A 14,635-nucleotide genomic window follows, 5' to 3' on the forward strand; every position below is an offset into this window, starting at 1 on the left:
ATGAAGCTTGCGTCTTTGACCACCCATGTGGTTGCCGTTCCGCCCCCGCATATCGGCGGCATGTACTGGATCTTCGTGGAACTGGAAACCGCCTGCGGCATTCGCGGACTGGGCGAAATCTATGCGACCGCCTTTGATCCGAACGCGCTGGTGCCGCTGATCGAGGATGTCTTTGAGCGGTATCTGGAGGGCCATGACCCGCACCGGATCGAGCGCTTCTGGCGCGCCGCCTATTCGAGCGGGTTCACACAGCGGCCGGACCCGACGATGATGGGAATCGTTTCCGGGCTGGAGATCGCCTGCTGGGATATAATCGGCAAGGCGGCGGGGCGGCCGGTGGCCGACCTTCTGGGCGGCACCGTGCATGAGCGCCTGCGCGCCTACACCTATCTCTATCCGAAAAATGCCAGCGGCGACTACGACTACAACGATCCGGACCTTGCCGCCGAAGAAGCCGTGCGCATGGTGGAACTTGGATTCACCGCCGTGAAGTTCGATCCCGCCGGCCCCTACACGCAGTATAGCGGCCATCATCTGTCGCTCGGCGTGATGGAGCGCTGCGAGACCTTCTGCCGCAAGATCCGTGACGCGATCGGCGCCCGGGCCGATATCCTGTTCGGGACGCATGGGCAAATGGTTCCGGCCTCCGCCATCCGGCTCGCCAAGCGGCTGGAGAAATACGATCCGCTGTGGTTCGAGGAGCCGGTGCCGCCCGGCCAGGAGGCGGCGATGGCGACGGTTGCCCGCGCCACATCCATTCCGGTTTCCACCGGCGAACGGCTAACGACGAAATACGAATTCCAGCGCGTGCTGCAGGAAGGGGCTGCCTCCATTCTGCAGATGAATGTCGCGCGCGTCGGCGGCCTGCTGGAGGCAAAGAAGATCGCCGGAATGGCGGAGTGCTTTTATGCCGAGATCGCGCCGCATCTCTACAACGGGCCGGTAGGGGCTGCGGCCAGCATTCAGCTTGCCGCCGCCACGCCGAATTTCCTCATCCATGAGGCGATCATGGATTTCTCCGGCTTCCATGCCGCAGTGCTGAAGACCAAGCTGGTTGTGGAAGACGGCTACCTGATCCCGTCTCGCGAGCCAGGCATCGGCGTGGAACTGAACCACGACGTGGTCGCTGCCCATACACCCTATACAGGCAAGCGGCTTCATTTGCAGATGGCGCCGGACCACGCCGATGTGAAGCGGTTTTCTCCGGCCAAGGGATGACACCGCGATGGAGGTCGATTTCATCGTGGTCGGTGCCGGTTCCGCCGGCTGCATCCTCGCCAGCCGGCTGTCGGAGAGCGGGCGATATTCGGTTCTGCTGCTGGAGGCAGGCAGCAAGGGCAACTCGGTCTGGCTCAAAATCCCGGTTGGCTATGCGAAGAGCTATTACAATCCGGCAGTCAACTGGATGCACTGGAGCGCGCCGCAGCCGGAACTGAACGACCGGCGCCTCTACGTGCCGCGCGGCAAGGTGGTTGGCGGGTCCGGCGCCATCAATGCCATGGTCTATGTGCGCGGCGACCGCGCTGACTTTGACGACTGGAGGGCCGCCGGAAATCCCGGCTGGGGGTTCGACGACGTGCTGCCGACGTTCCGCAGGCTTGAGACGCACGCCCATGGCGACACCGAATGGCACGGTGGCAAGGGACCGATCCACATCACGCCGATGCGCGACGGCATCCACCCGATCAGCCGCGCCTTCCTGCGCGCCGGCGCGGAACTGGGCTTTCAGCAAAACCTCGATTTCAACGGCGAAACGCTGGAAGGGGTTGGGGTCTACGACATCAATACCCGCAACGGATTCCGCTCGCATTCGGGTGTGGAGTACCTGACGCCGGCGCTAAAGCGCCAGAACCTCACCCTGGAAACCGGGGCGCTGGCTGAGCGACTGCTGTTCGACGAGACGGGGCGGGTGACCGGCGTGGAGGTGTCCCAGCACGGTCGCCTGCGGCAGTTGCATGCGCGGCGAGAGGTGATCCTCTCCGCCGGCGCCGTACAATCGCCGCTTCTGCTGCAGCGCTCGGGGCTGGCGGATGGCGCGCTTCTGCAGGAGCATGGTCTTGCCGTAAAACGACACCTGCCGGCGGTGGGGAAAAACCTGCAGGACCATCTCTGCGCCAGCGTCTATTATCGCGCGCGGCGCCCGACGCTGAACGGCCTCTTCGGCTCACTCACCGGCAAGGCCTGGTGCGGACTGCAGTATCTTGCCACCCGCAAGGGTCCCTTCGCCATGAGCGTCAACCAGGCCGGCGGTTTTCTGACAGGCAGGCCGGAGGCGGAGCGGGCCAACCTGCAGATCTATTTCAACCCCCTCTCCTATCGCATCCCGAGCGATCCGAGGGTCGGACTGCTGCCGGAGCCCTATCCCGGCTTCCTGATGGCTTTCAGTGCCTGCCGCCCGGCAAGCCGCGGCGAAATCCGGCTTACATCCCCCGGTGCAACCGCCGAACCGCTCATCCAGCCGAACTATCTGACGGCAGACCGGGACATCGCAGAGGTGCTGGAGGGAATGCGGCTAATCCGCCGTTTGGCAGGGGCCACGGCACTTTCCGATTGGGTGACGGAGGAGGTGTCGCCCTCGCCCGCCGTGGCGGATGACGCAGGGCTTCTCGATTATTTCCGCGACAATTGCGGTTCGATCTATCATCTCTGCGGCACCTGCGCGATGGGACCGGACGCGGTGAGCGCCGTGGTGGATCACCGGCTGCGGGTACATGGCGTGCCGGACCTGCGGATCGCGGATGCCTCGATCTTCCCCAACATCACCGCCGGCAACATCAACGCACCGACCATGATGGTGGCGGAAAAGGCCGCTGACCTCATTCTTCAGGATGCAAAAGCCTGAAACGACGAAAGTCGGACACGAGGGCCCGGCTTTTCAAAGTTCATCCAGCGACGGCAAGTCAGGCCGGCAGAACCGCATGGTTGAGATGCGTCAGGTCCGCCAGCATGTGCTCGAGCTTGGTGCGGTGCTCGTCCGTCGGCGCATCCGAAATGTCCTGGCGCAGGGCATCGATGCGCTGCTGCAGGAGATCGCGGTTGGCTTCGTCCTGCGGCACGGCAGATTCGGCAAGCAGCGTGCAGCCGGTCGGCAGAATGTCTGCGAAACCGCCGAACACGACGTATTTCTTGGTGCCGCCCGATGCGAGCTTCACCGTCACCACGCCGGGCTTGATGGTCGTCATCGTCGGCGCATGTTTCGCCATCACGGTCATTTCACCGAGCGTCGCCGGGATCACGACTTCCGTCACCTTTTCCGACAGGAGAAGGCGCTCGGGCGAAACCAGTTCAAAATCGAAAGAGTCGGCCATGACGGTCCACTTCTTTGGGCGTTATGCGGAAAGGAGCGGCGCCAGCCCTAGGGCAGGCGCCAATCCGTTGATTTTTAAGCGGCGGCCAGCTTCTTGGCCTTTTCGATCGCTTCTTCGATCGAACCAACCATGTAGAAGGCGGCTTCCGGCAGATGGTCGTAGTCGCCGTTGACGAGGCCCTTGAAGCCCTTGATCGTGTCTTCGAGCGAAACCAGCTTGCCCGGCGAACCGGTGAAGATTTCAGCAACGTGGAACGGCTGAGACAGGAAGCGCTCGATCTTGCGGGCGCGGGCAACCGTCTGCTTGTCCTCTTCCGACAGTTCGTCCATGCCGAGGATGGCGATGATGTCCTGGAGAGACTTGTAGCGCTGCAGCGTCGACTGCACCTTACGAGCCACTTCGTAATGCTCTTCGCCGATGATCATCGGGTCGAGCATGCGCGACGTGGAGTCGAGCGGGTCAACGGCCGGGTAGATGCCCTTTTCGGCGATCGAACGGGACAGAACGGTCGTTGCGTCCAGGTGGGCGAACGAGGTGGCCGGAGCCGGGTCGGTCAAGTCGTCGGCGGGAACGTAGATCGCCTGAACCGAGGTGATCGAGCCCTTGTGGGTGGTGGTGATGCGTTCCTGCAGGGCGCCCATGTCGGTCGCAAGCGTCGGCTGATAACCAACGGCCGACGGGATACGGCCGAGCAGAGCCGACACTTCGGAACCGGCCTGCGTGAAGCGGAAGATGTTATCGACGAAGAACAGAACGTCCTGGCCCTTGTCGCGGAAGTCTTCAGCGATCGTCAGACCCGTCAGAGCGACGCGAGCGCGCGCACCCGGCGGTTCGTTCATCTGGCCATAGACGAGGGCGCACTTCGAACCAGCGGCAGAACCGTTGTTTTCATGTGGATCGACGTTGACCTTGGACTCGATCATTTCGTGGTAGAGGTCGTTGCCCTCCCGGGTACGCTCACCGACGCCGGCGAAGACGGAGTAACCGCCGTGGGCCTTCGCCACGTTGTTGATCAGTTCCATGATGAGAACGGTCTTGCCGACGCCGGCGCCGCCGAACAGGCCGATCTTGCCGCCCTTGGCGTACGGAGCCAAGAGGTCGACGACCTTGATGCCGGTGACCAGGATCTCGGCTTCCGTCGACTGCTCGACGTAGTCCGGAGCCGGCTGGTGGATGCCGCGGCGGGCTTCCGTCGGGATCGGGCCGAGTTCGTCAACCGGCTCGCCGATGACGTTGATGATGCGGCCGAGCGTTTCGTCACCGACCGGAACGGAGATCGGAGCGCCGGTGTTGACGACCTTCTGGCCGCGGACGAGACCTTCGGTCGAGTCCATGGCGATGGTGCGGACCTGGTTTTCACCAAGGTGCTGCGCCACTTCCAGAACGAGGCGGTTGCCGTTGTTGTCGGTTTCCAGCGCGTTCAGGATCGCCGGCAGGTCGCCGGAGAAGGCAACGTCGACGACGGCGCCGATAACCTGGGTCACGCGGCCGACGGACTCGGTCACGCTGCTCGAGGTGGTATTCAGGGTCGCTGCTCTAGCCATGTGTTCTTACCCTTCTTCTCTGGGCCTTCAGAGCGCTTCCGCGCCCGAAATGATTTCGATGAGTTCCTTCGTGATCTGCGCCTGACGCTGGCGGTTGTAGGACAGCGTCAGCTTGTTGATCATCTCGCCGGCATTGCGCGTTGCGCTGTCCATTGCGGACATCTGCGCGCCGTAGAAGGAAGCGTTGTTTTCAAGAAGCGCACGGAAGATCTGCACCGCGATGTTGCGCGGCAGAAGGTCTTCCAGAATTTCCTGTTCGCTGGGCTCGTACTCGTAAAGCGCAGCCGCCGAAGACGGCTGGGCTTCCTGGTCGAACTTGGCCGGAATGATCTGCTGGGCTGTCGCAACCTGCGAGATCACCGACTGGAAGCGCGCGAAAAACAGCGTCGCAACGTCGAATTCGCCGGCGTTGAACAGGGCGAGAACCTTCTGCGCCACCTCGTTGGCGTTGACGAAGCCAAGCTGCTTGACCTCGCGGAACGTCACGTAATCCACGATGTTCTCGCGGAAGGTGCGGCGCAGAATGTCGTTGCCCTTGCGGCCGACGGTCAGGATCTTGACGGTCTTGCCTTCGGCGATGAGCTTCAGCGCGTGGTCACGCGCGAGGCGGATGATGGAGGAGTTGAAGCCCCCCGCCAGGCCGCGCTCGCCGGTCGCAACGATCAGAAGATGGGTCTGGTTCTTGCCGGTGCCCCTCAAGAGCAGCGGTGCCTCTGCATTTTCAGCATTGGCAGCGCTGAGGCTGGCAAGAACGCGGTTCATCCGTTCCGCATAAGGACGCGCCGCTTCGGCGGCCTCCTGCGCACGGCGCAGCTTCGCCGCGGCGACCATTTTCATCGCCTTGGTGATCTTCTGCGTCGCCTTGACGGAGGCGATCCGGTTTTTCAGATCCTTAAGTGAAGGCATCCGTTATCGGTCCTTGAGCTTTTCCGTTCAGGCGAAGGTCTTGGAGAATGCGTCCAGAGCCGACTTCAGCTTCGCACGGGTATCGTCCGAGAGTTGCTTTTCGGTGCGGATCGCGTCGAGGATCGCCTTGCCTTCGGTACGCAGGTAGTTCAGCAGGCCCTGTTCGAACTTACCGACCTGAGCGACCGGAAGCTTGTCGAGATAGCCGTTGACGCCGGCGAAGATCACCGAAACCTGCTCTTCCGTCTTCAGCGGCGAGAACTGCGGCTGCTTCAGGAGTTCGGTCAGGCGGGCACCGCGGTTGAGCAGGCGCTGCGTGGAGGCGTCAAGGTCGGAGCCGAACTGGGCAAAGGCCGCCATTTCGCGGTACTGCGCCAGTTCACCCTTGATCGAGCCGGCAACCTGCTTCATCGCCTTGATCTGAGCGGCAGAACCAACGCGCGAAACCGAGAGACCCACGTTCACGGCCGGGCGGATGCCCTGGTAGAACAGGTCGGTTTCGAGGAAGATCTGGCCGTCGGTGATCGAAATTACGTTGGTCGGAATGAAGGCCGAAACGTCGTTACCCTGGGTTTCGATGACCGGCAGAGCCGTCAGCGAACCGGCGCCGCGCTCGTCGGAGAGCTTGGCAGCGCGCTCGAGGAGACGCGAGTGCAGGTAGAAAACGTCGCCCGGGTAAGCTTCGCGGCCCGGCGGGCGGCGCAGCAGGAGCGACATCTGGCGGTAAGCAACAGCCTGCTTGGACAGATCGTCATAAGCGATCAGGGCGTGCTGGCCGTTGTCGCGGAAGTATTCGCCCATCGCGCAACCGGCGAACGGAGCAAGATACTGCATCGGCGCCGGATCGGAGGCCGTGGCGGCAATCACGATCGAGTACGGCAGCGCGCCGCGCTCTTCGAGCACCTTCACGAACTGGGCAACCGTAGAACGCTTCTGGCCGATGGCGACGTAGACGCAGAACAGCTTGTCGTTGTCCGGACCATTGTCGTGAATGGCCTTCTGGTTAAGGAAGGCATCGAGAATGATGGCGGTCTTGCCGGTCTGGCGGTCGCCGATGACGAGCTCGCGCTGGCCACGGCCAACCGGGATCAGGGCGTCGATGGCCTTGAGGCCGGTCGACATCGGCTCATGAACCGACTTGCGCGGAATGATGCCGGGCGCCTTCACGTCAACGCGCGAACGGCGCGAAGCATTGATCGGACCCTTGCCGTCGATCGGGTTGCCGAGCGCATCGACGACGCGGCCGAGCAGTTCCGGACCAACCGGAACGTCCACGATGGCGCCAGTCCGCTTGACGGTGTCGCCTTCCTTGATGTCACGGTCGGAGCCGAAGATAACCACGCCGACATTGTCGGATTCGAGGTTGAGGGCCATGCCGCGGATGCCGCCCGGGAACTCGACCATTTCACCGGCCTGAACATTGTCCAGACCGTAGACGCGGGCGATACCGTCACCAACGGAGAGAACCTGGCCGACTTCGGAAACCTCAGCCTCCTGGCCGAAGTTCTTGATTTGATCTTTGAGAATTGCGGAAATTTCCGCGGCGCGGATATCCATCAGCCAACCTCTTTCAGTGCAAGCTTAAGGGTGGAAAGTTTGGTGCGGAGAGACGTATCGATCTGACGGGAGCCGACCTTGACGATCAGACCACCGAGGATCGAAGGGTCGACAGACACGTCGATGGCGACGTCCTTGCCGGTTACGCCCTTCAGCGCCGACTTCAGTTCATCTTCCTGCGCCGAAGACAGCGCATGGGCCGAGGTAACCTCGGCGGTAACTTCGCCACGATGGCGAGCAAGGATCTCGCGGTAGGCGCGGATCATGCCCGGCAGCGCGAACAGGCGGCGATTGCCGGCAACAACCTTGAGGAAATTTGCGACGATGCCCTTGATGCCGGCCTTGTCGGCGAGAGCCGAAACCGCGCGCGACTGCTCGTCTGCCGAAAACACCGGGCTCGCGATCAGTCGCTTCAGGTCGTCGCTTTCATCGATCATGACCTGGAAGCCATCAAGATCGGCGCGCACCTGATCAAGGACATTCGCTTCGAGCGCCAGCTCAAAAAGCGAGAGAGCATAACGTTCCGCTACGCCGGATGTCTGCTGGGATGTGTCTGCCACGGGCACAATTTCCCTGATTTTCACCCAAGCCGCCGACCAACTCCCCCGAGTAAGCCAAAGACTTGAATCTGCTTCTATTTCTCAATTCGGGGAGAGGCAGGCCTCAACCTGTTTCCGAAATTCGCGGTTCGTCTAGCATAGGACGTAGGGACTCGCAACACGCGTAACCCCTGAAAGAGCCTTAACTGCAAAGGCTTTAAACGATTTTGTGTCATTCCTTGGACGAATCCCGTCCGCACCGGCCAAGCCGCGCTCGGGACCATTCAAAAGTAGCCGAGCACGTAACCGAGCGGCAGAGCGGCAATTGCAACCTGGAGCAGCAGCAATCCGAAATTTCGGGCTGTCGCGCCACGATCGGCCAGAACGGCAATCAGCCGGCCAAGTGCTGCAAGCCCCATGGCAGCGCCCACCGCCAGATACAGCCAGTCCTGCGCCAGAAGCAGCGCCGACAGGCCGAGGCCGAGATAGATGCCGCCGGTGGAGCGAACGCTGGCATAGCCATCGGCCGTCACATCCCCGACGCTGAAGCCGCCGAGCTTCAGCGCCTGTGCCGGTAGGAGGAACAGCAGAAGCCCGATCAGCGCGGTGGCGCCGGCGCCGTGGAAGGCAAGCTGTTCGGGAAATTCGGTGGGGAAATACAGATCCATGCCCGATCCTTTGTCAGAGATTGGCGTTTCGCCCGCCTTAGCAGCCGCACGGTGATTCTTAAAGGAAGCTTTGCGGATCGACATCCAGCTGCACATGCACGGTGCCGCGCACCTTCGGGCCGCTGTCCAGCATGCTGCGCAGATAGGCCTGCATGTCGCTGTTGCGGCGCCCGTGCACGAGAAGGCGGAAGCGATGCCGACCGCGCACCAGCGCCAGCGGCGCTTCCGCCGGGCCGAGAACGGAAATGCCGCTGACCTTGGGTGCTGCAGCACGCAGGCCGCGGGCATGGGTTTCAGCATCCACACGGGTATCGGCCGAGACGATGATCGAGGCGAGACGTCCGAACGGCGGCAGAAGCGCCTTTTCCCGCTCGCCGATTTCCCGCTCGTAGAAGGCGGAGGCATCGCCGGAGACGATCGCCTGCATCACCGGATGCTGCGGCTGGTAAGTCTGCAGGAGGCCGTGGCTCTTGAGCCCGGTTCGCCCGGCGCGGCCCGTTACCTGGCTCAGGAGCTGGAAGGTGCGCTCCGCCGCGCGCGGATCGCCGTTCGCCAGCCCGAGATCCGCATCGACGATGCCGACCAGCGTCATCAGCGGGAAGTTATGCCCTTTGGCGACGAGCTGCGTGCCGATGACGATATCCGCCTCGCCCTTGGCGATCGCCTCCAGTTCCAGCCGCAGGCGTTTCACCCCGCCGAGCAGATCCGACGACATAACGATGGTGCGCGCTTCGGGGAAATGTTTCTCGACTTCCTCGGCGATCCGCTCCACGCCCGGCCCGCAGGCGACGAGATGATCGAACGTGCCGCATTCCGGGCAGGCTTCCGGCGTCTTTTCCGCATATCCGCACTGGTGGCACTGAATCTGGTCCTTGAACCGGTGCTCGACCAGCCAGCTGGAGCATTGCGGACACTGGAACCGGTGGCCGCAGACACGGCAGAGAGTCAACGGCGCATAACCGCGACGATTGAGGAAGAGCAGCGCCTGCTCCCCCTTTTCGATGGTCTTCTTGACCGCCCGCAACATGACCGGCGACAGGAAGCCGCCGCGTTCCGGCGCATGCCGACGCATATCGACGAGATGCAGATCGGGCATCGCCGCCTCGCCGAATCGCGTCGGAAGGTGGACCAGATGATACCGCCCGCTCTGGCCGTTGACCTGGCTTTCCACCGAGGGCGTGGCCGAGACGAGAACGATGGGGAAGGAGCCGATCCGGGCCCTGACCACCGCCATGTCGCGGGCATTGTAGAAGACGCGATCTTCCTGCTTGTAGGCCGGATCATGCTCTTCATCGACGACGATGAGGCCGAGTTCCTCGAAGGGCAAAAACAGCGCGGAGCGGGCACCGGCCACGACACGGACCTCGCCGGTGACGACGCCGCGCCACACCTTTTCGCGCATGCGGGGGGCAAGATCGGAGTGCCATTCGGCGGGTTTGGCACCGAATCGATCCTGGAATCGTTCGAGAAAACTCGCCGTCAGCGCGATCTCCGGCAAGAGGATCAGCACCTGCTTGCCAGCTCTCAGCGCTTCGGCAATCGCCTCGAAATAGACCTCCGTCTTGCCCGATCCCGTGACGCCATCGATCAGCGAGGCGGAAAAACCGCCGGCCTGCATCGCCTCGATGATTTCGGACGCCGCCTGCTTCTGCGGCCCCTCGATGCGCGGCGCGACATAATCCGGATCGGGAGGCGCCACCACCGGCGGCGGCGGCAGGAAGACCGGTTCGAACAGGCCCTGTTTCACCAGCCCGTCGATGACGCTGAGCGACACGCCGGCGGCATGCGACAACCCGCTGCGGGTGAACGGGATTTCGTCGCGCACCAGATCGAGCACCCGGGCGCGCGCCGGGGTGATGCGATCCGGCTCACCGCCGCGATAGCGCAGCGCCTCCACCATCGGCTCCGGCTCCAGCGCCGCCGGTGCCCGCACCGCCATGCGCGCCACGAGACCGGGGGGCGAGAGCGTATAGGAGGCAACCCAATCGACGAACTGGCGCATCTCGCGCGTCAAGGGCGGGCAATCGAAGACCTGGGTGATCGGCCGCAGCTTCTTGGGGTCGATCCGGGGATCATCCGCGCCATCCCAGACGACACCGATCACCTGCCGGGGGCCGAGCGGCACCTGCACGACGGAGCCCGGCTCCACCGCCACCCCTTCCGGCACGGCATAGCTATAGGCCTCCGGCACCGGCAGCGGCACCAGAACCGGCACGACGCGGTTCGTCGCAGGCGGATCGAACAGGGCGCCAAACAGATCGGACGAATCTTTTCCCATGGAGCGGGACCATGCCCCGAGGCGGACCGAAAGAAAACCGGAATCAGGCCGCCGTCTGCAGGTTATCCGTGAACCGGAACCGCGCATCCGGGTTTTCGGCCAGCTCGAACACCGTGTGGCGCTCAAGCGCCTTGGTCACAAGCAGCGGATCTCCGTCCAGCTCCTCCGGCGCAATCATCTGGCCGATGGAGAAATCGAACAGGTCACCCTTCTTGTTCAGAAGTTCATAGAAGACGGTCATATCGCGCAGTTCGGTGGACCATTTGGCGAACCAGTAAAACAGGCCGGAATTGCGGGCCGTCATGTGCATCGGCAGGATCGGCAGATTGTACTTGCGCGCCAGGCTGACGGCGGACGTCTTCCACGGGCGCTCGTTGAGGCAGCCATTCTCCCAGTAGGCGATGCGGCCGGAGGGAAAGAGAACCGTCACCTTGCCGGTCTCGACCGCATGATTGGTCAGCCGAAGCGTTTCACGCGCCTTCAGCTTCGACTTGTGCTCCTCGCGCCATTCGACCGGAATGATCATTTCGGAAAAACGCGGATTGACCCGCACCGCATCCCGGTTGGCAAAGAACATCATGTCGGGCCTGCGATCCTTGAGAAGGTCGAAGACGGCGACGCCATCGGCAATGCCGGTCGGGTGGTTGCTGACGAGGATGAAACCGCCCGTTTGCGGGATGCGCTCGCCATTGCGCACCCGGATCTGAAGTTTCAGCAGATCGCTCAGATAGGCAAAGGAATCGAAACCCGACAGGCCTTCGATCCGATCGACAAACCGGATCGCGCTGCTGTAGCGCAACAACGAATGGAGAAAGGGACGCATCAGGGGCCACAGCGGATGGTGGACGATGCGTGTGCCGCGTTCGGCAATCAGGGTATCAACGATATGCCCCGGATTGCCGTGGGAAATAAGTGCTATGGACTGAGCCAAATGTCCGATCGGAGACATCGATTCACGGCGTTGCATGGAAACTCCCGCCTGCAGATTCCGCCGTTGTCGCAGCCGTCTGTGATCGAACTATGACAATCGATCTACCAACGACGAGCCGCGTTGTCGTGATGCGCACGGGGGTATCTTAGCGAATTGGTAAGGCACGCATCCGAATGTGGATCAGAGACAGGCAAAATCAACGGGCACAGCGTGAACGACATCCTCATCCCCGGCTCTCCCGACCTGATGGACAAGCGCCGCGAATGGCTGGAAAGCCTGGCCAACGAGCGGCGTCTGGCCGACAATACGCTGGAAGCCTATGAGCGGGACACCCGGCAGTTCCTGCTGTTTCTCACGGCGCATCTCGGCGCGCCGGCCAAAATTTCCGACATCCACACCCTGCGCACCGCCGATCTTCGCGCCTTCCTGGCGCAAAGACGCAGAGACGGTGCCGGTGCGCGCTCGCTCGGCCGGCATCTGGCGGGCCTGCGCTCCTTCCTGCGTTATCTGGAGCGCAAGGGCCTGATCAATGCGGCCGCCGCCGGCGCGATCCGTGCGCCAAAGCAGCCGAAATCGCTGCCGAAGCCGTTGAGCGACATTCAGGCGCTGGACGTGGTGAGCATGGAGGCGCAGCTTCATGAGGAACCGTGGATCGCGGCGCGCGATGCGGCGGTGCTGACACTTCTTTATGGCTGCGGCCTTCGCATTTCCGAAGCGCTGGACCTGACACCCGCCGATCTTTCGCCAACCGCCACGTCGCTGCGCGTCACCGGCAAAGGCGGCAAGACGCGGCTCGTGCCGCTGCTGTCCGTCGTGCCGAAAGCGGTGGAGCATTACAAGGCGCTCTGCCCCTATCATCTGCCCCCCGACGAGCCGCTGTTTCGCGGTGCTCGCGGCGGCAAGCTGAACCCCTCGATCATCCAGCGGGAAATGCAGAAACTGCGCGGCGCGCTTGGCCTGCCCGACAGCGCGACCCCGCATGCGCTGCGCCATTCCTTTGCCACGCATCTTCTGGCGGGCGGCGGCGACCTGCGCACCATCCAGGAACTGCTCGGCCATGCCAGCCTCTCCACCACGCAGGTCTATACCGGCGTGGATCAGGCCCGGCTTCTCGACGTCTATGACCGGGCCCATCCGCGCGCCTGAGATTGGCACAGAGGCAATCGATGCCCCCACAGATTAACCATGTTTGTTAAGCAATCGTGGACGCCCGCCCGGTAGAAACGACACCATGATCACACGCGCTTTCTCCCGTTCCGCCTCGCTCTTGCGCCGTCCCGGCGATCTTGCCCTGTGGGCTCTGGCGAGTTTGCATCTTCTGTTGCTCCTGTCCTTCCTGCTGGTCCTCGGCGGTCTTCAGCCGGCCCGCGCGGCGGACGAAGCCTGCCATGGGAAAAACCTGCTGACGGAGATGCGGGCGAAGGACCCGGCAGCCTATGCGGCGCTTGAGGCCGAGGCCGAGACGATCGACAACGGCCGGAGCATCTTCTGGAAGATCGAAAAGCCGGGTGTCGAAACCTCCTACCTGCTCGGCACCATGCATGTGACCGATCCGCGCGTGCTCGCCATGCCGAAGGGTGCGGCAGAAGCCAAGGCGGGTTCGAAGGTCGTGGTCGTCGAATCGGACGAGATCCTGGATGAGAAGCAGGCCATGGGCCGGCTGCTCGCCAAGCCCGAGCTCACCATGATGACCAACGGCAAGTCGATCACCGATTATCTTTCGCCCGAGGATCAGAAGACGCTGGAGGCCGGGCTGAAGACGCGCGGCATTCCGCTGTCCGCCGTCTCGCGCATGCAGCCGTGGATGCTGTCGAGCTTCATTGCGCTTCCCGCCTGCGAGCTGGCCCGCAAGGCCGGCGGCGCCGACTTCCTCGACAAGAAGCTGGCGGAAGACACGGTCAGCGAGGGCAAGCCCGTCAAGGGTCTCGAGACCATGCAGGAACAGTTGGGCGCGATCGCCTCCATTCCCATCGATTTCCATATCAAGTCACTCATCGAAATGGTGCGGCTGGGCGACCGGATGGATGATGTGACGACCACCATGACCGAGCTTTATCTGAAGGGCGAGATCGGCATGATGATGCCGATGCTGAAACGCGTCGCCCCCGACAGTGCCGAGGGCGAAGGCTATGCCGAATTCGAGGAGCGTGTCGTGACCGACCGCAATCAGCGGATGGCCGAGCGTTCGCTGCCGATCCTTGCGGAGGGTGGCGCCTTCATCGCGGTCGGTGCCCTGCATCTCGTGGGTGAAGAGGGCCTGGTCACCCTCTTCCGCAAGGCGGGCTATACGGTCACGCCCGTTTCCTGACCCCGTGCGTCATGCGGGCCAGCACATCCGTCTTCCAGTAGAACTGGTGGACGAGTGCGCCAGCGATATGCAGCGCCAGCAGCAGCCACAGCACGACCTTCAGAACATCGGCGTGAATATCGCCCGCCGTGCCGTTTCCAAAATAATAGGCGCCGATACCGGTGAGCGGCATCAGGATCAGCAGCAGATAGAGCAATCCGTGCGTCAGCTTGGCAATCATTGACAGGATCGCCGGCTCTTCCGCCGGTGCCTGCGGCACGCCCTGTACAAACCGAAGAGCCAGGCGCACGACAGCAAGTGCCAGAATGGCGATGCCGACATAGGCGTGGATATTGGCGGATGCGACATCATCCGGCGTGATGGTTTCGCCGCGTCTGACAAGACGATGCCAATGTTCAATGCCATCCGAAAAAATGAGATTGAAGAATATTAGAAGCGCCATGCCCCAATGCAGGATGCGCTGCGGGACAGAGTAGGAAAGAGGAGCCATTTCGTCACCTTATCAACAGGTTAGACACTGGCCCACACAATAGAAGTCCCGCCTGGCGACGCCAAGCGGGACCTCGAAATGTGTCGAAGATTTAATCTGCGACTTG

13 protein-coding genes are annotated in these 14,635 nt (G+C 62.7%); 4 read left to right on the forward strand and 9 right to left on the reverse strand.

Features of this window, described 5'->3' with window-relative positions; genetic code table 11:
- Both G6N78_RS06100 and G6N78_RS06105 read left to right on the forward strand, forming a co-directional pair.
- The gene (locus tag G6N78_RS06100; protein WP_165216577.1) at positions 1 to 1,218 is read left to right on the forward strand and encodes a mandelate racemase/muconate lactonizing enzyme family protein; all 1,218 of its coding nucleotides are present in this window, start codon (positions 1 to 3) and stop codon (positions 1,216 to 1,218) included.
- Between the two features lie 7 nt (positions 1,219 to 1,225).
- Positions 1,226 to 2,842 carry a GMC family oxidoreductase gene (locus G6N78_RS06105; protein WP_165216579.1) on the forward strand — a complete coding sequence of 539 codons (1,617 nt, stop codon included), beginning with the start codon at positions 1,226 to 1,228 and terminating at the stop codon, positions 2,840 to 2,842.
- 58 nt (positions 2,843 to 2,900) lie between these two features.
- Here G6N78_RS06105 and G6N78_RS06110 read toward each other — a convergent pair whose 3' ends face one another.
- The 8 genes from G6N78_RS06110 to G6N78_RS06145 all read right to left on the reverse strand — a co-directional run bounded on the left by G6N78_RS06110 (position 2,901) and on the right by G6N78_RS06145 (position 11,767).
- Positions 2,901 to 3,308 carry a F0F1 ATP synthase subunit epsilon gene (locus tag G6N78_RS06110; RefSeq protein ID WP_165216581.1) on the reverse strand — a complete coding sequence of 136 codons (408 nt, stop codon included), beginning with the start codon at positions 3,306 to 3,308 and terminating at the stop codon, positions 2,901 to 2,903.
- A 74-nt stretch (positions 3,309 to 3,382) separates the two neighbouring features.
- Complete coding sequence (atpD, locus tag G6N78_RS06115; protein ID WP_165216583.1) at positions 3,383 to 4,852, reverse strand: F0F1 ATP synthase subunit beta; 1,470 nt, start codon at positions 4,850 to 4,852, stop codon at positions 3,383 to 3,385.
- Between the two features lie 27 nt (positions 4,853 to 4,879).
- A complete protein-coding gene (locus G6N78_RS06120) occupies positions 4,880 to 5,758 on the reverse strand; it encodes a F0F1 ATP synthase subunit gamma (RefSeq protein WP_165216585.1) in 879 nt (292 codons plus the stop codon).
- 27 nt (positions 5,759 to 5,785) lie between these two features.
- On the reverse strand, positions 5,786 to 7,315 hold the full coding sequence (gene atpA, locus G6N78_RS06125) for a F0F1 ATP synthase subunit alpha (RefSeq protein WP_165216587.1): 1,530 nt from the start codon (positions 7,313 to 7,315) through the stop codon (positions 5,786 to 5,788).
- Positions 7,315 to 7,881 (reverse strand): F0F1 ATP synthase subunit delta, encoded by a 567-nt coding sequence (locus tag G6N78_RS06130; protein WP_165221346.1) that lies wholly within the window; start codon positions 7,879 to 7,881, stop codon positions 7,315 to 7,317. The genes atpA and G6N78_RS06130 overlap by 1 nt, the downstream gene beginning before the upstream one ends.
- 257 nt (positions 7,882 to 8,138) lie before the next feature.
- Positions 8,139 to 8,522: an AGROH133_08824 family phage infection protein gene (locus G6N78_RS06135; protein WP_165216589.1), complete on the reverse strand. Its 384-nt coding sequence runs from the start codon at positions 8,520 to 8,522 to the stop codon at positions 8,139 to 8,141.
- A gap of 58 nt (positions 8,523 to 8,580) precedes the next feature.
- The gene (locus G6N78_RS06140; protein WP_165216590.1) at positions 8,581 to 10,800 is read right to left on the reverse strand and encodes a primosomal protein N'; all 2,220 of its coding nucleotides are present in this window, start codon (positions 10,798 to 10,800) and stop codon (positions 8,581 to 8,583) included.
- Between the two features lie 43 nt (positions 10,801 to 10,843).
- On the reverse strand, positions 10,844 to 11,767 hold the full coding sequence (locus tag G6N78_RS06145; protein ID WP_165216592.1) for a GNAT family N-acetyltransferase: 924 nt from the start codon (positions 11,765 to 11,767) through the stop codon (positions 10,844 to 10,846).
- Positions 11,768 to 11,977: 210 nt separating this feature from the next.
- Between G6N78_RS06145 and G6N78_RS06150 the strand changes: the two genes are divergently transcribed.
- Positions 11,978 to 12,877, forward strand: a complete 900-nt coding sequence (locus G6N78_RS06150; protein ID WP_370691512.1) for a tyrosine recombinase XerC — start codon at positions 11,978 to 11,980, stop codon at positions 12,875 to 12,877.
- A gap of 88 nt (positions 12,878 to 12,965) precedes the next feature.
- Positions 12,966 to 14,039 carry a TraB/GumN family protein gene (locus tag G6N78_RS06155; protein WP_370691513.1) on the forward strand — a complete coding sequence of 358 codons (1,074 nt, stop codon included), beginning with the start codon at positions 12,966 to 12,968 and terminating at the stop codon, positions 14,037 to 14,039.
- Here G6N78_RS06155 and G6N78_RS06160 read toward each other — a convergent pair.
- The gene (locus tag G6N78_RS06160; protein ID WP_165216598.1) at positions 14,023 to 14,529 is read right to left on the reverse strand and encodes a cytochrome b; all 507 of its coding nucleotides are present in this window, start codon (positions 14,527 to 14,529) and stop codon (positions 14,023 to 14,025) included. The two genes, G6N78_RS06155 and G6N78_RS06160, sit on opposite strands and share 17 nt — an antisense overlap.
- Between the last annotated feature and the right edge of the window lie 106 nt (positions 14,530 to 14,635).

The sequence above is a fragment of the Allorhizobium pseudoryzae genome (genome assembly GCF_011046245.1).
GTDB classification, from domain to species: Bacteria; Pseudomonadota; Alphaproteobacteria; order Rhizobiales; family Rhizobiaceae; genus Neorhizobium; species Neorhizobium pseudoryzae.

Excerpts from the sequence above, each read along its gene's own strand:
- G6N78_RS06100 (WP_165216577.1), top strand. The coding sequence starts at position 1 with ATGAAGCTTGCGTCTTTGACCACCCATGTGGTTGCCGTTCCGCCCCCG.
- G6N78_RS06145 (WP_165216592.1), bottom strand. The coding sequence starts at position 11,767 with ATGCAACGCCGTGAATCGATGTCTCCGATCGGACATTTGGCTCAGTCC.
- G6N78_RS06135 (WP_165216589.1), bottom strand. The coding sequence starts at position 8,522 with ATGGATCTGTATTTCCCCACCGAATTTCCCGAACAGCTTGCCTTCCAC.
- G6N78_RS06110 (WP_165216581.1), bottom strand. The coding sequence starts at position 3,308 with ATGGCCGACTCTTTCGATTTTGAACTGGTTTCGCCCGAGCGCCTTCTC.
- G6N78_RS06150 (WP_370691512.1), top strand. The coding sequence starts at position 11,978 with ATGGACAAGCGCCGCGAATGGCTGGAAAGCCTGGCCAACGAGCGGCGT.
- G6N78_RS06140 (WP_165216590.1), bottom strand. The coding sequence starts at position 10,800 with ATGGGAAAAGATTCGTCCGATCTGTTTGGCGCCCTGTTCGATCCGCCT.
- G6N78_RS06120 (WP_165216585.1), bottom strand. The coding sequence starts at position 5,758 with ATGCCTTCACTTAAGGATCTGAAAAACCGGATCGCCTCCGTCAAGGCG.
- atpD (WP_165216583.1), bottom strand. The coding sequence starts at position 4,852 with ATGGCTAGAGCAGCGACCCTGAATACCACCTCGAGCAGCGTGACCGAG.
- atpA (WP_165216587.1), bottom strand. The coding sequence starts at position 7,315 with ATGGATATCCGCGCCGCGGAAATTTCCGCAATTCTCAAAGATCAAATC.
- G6N78_RS06160 (WP_165216598.1), bottom strand. The coding sequence starts at position 14,529 with ATGGCTCCTCTTTCCTACTCTGTCCCGCAGCGCATCCTGCATTGGGGC.
- G6N78_RS06105 (WP_165216579.1), top strand. The coding sequence starts at position 1,226 with ATGGAGGTCGATTTCATCGTGGTCGGTGCCGGTTCCGCCGGCTGCATC.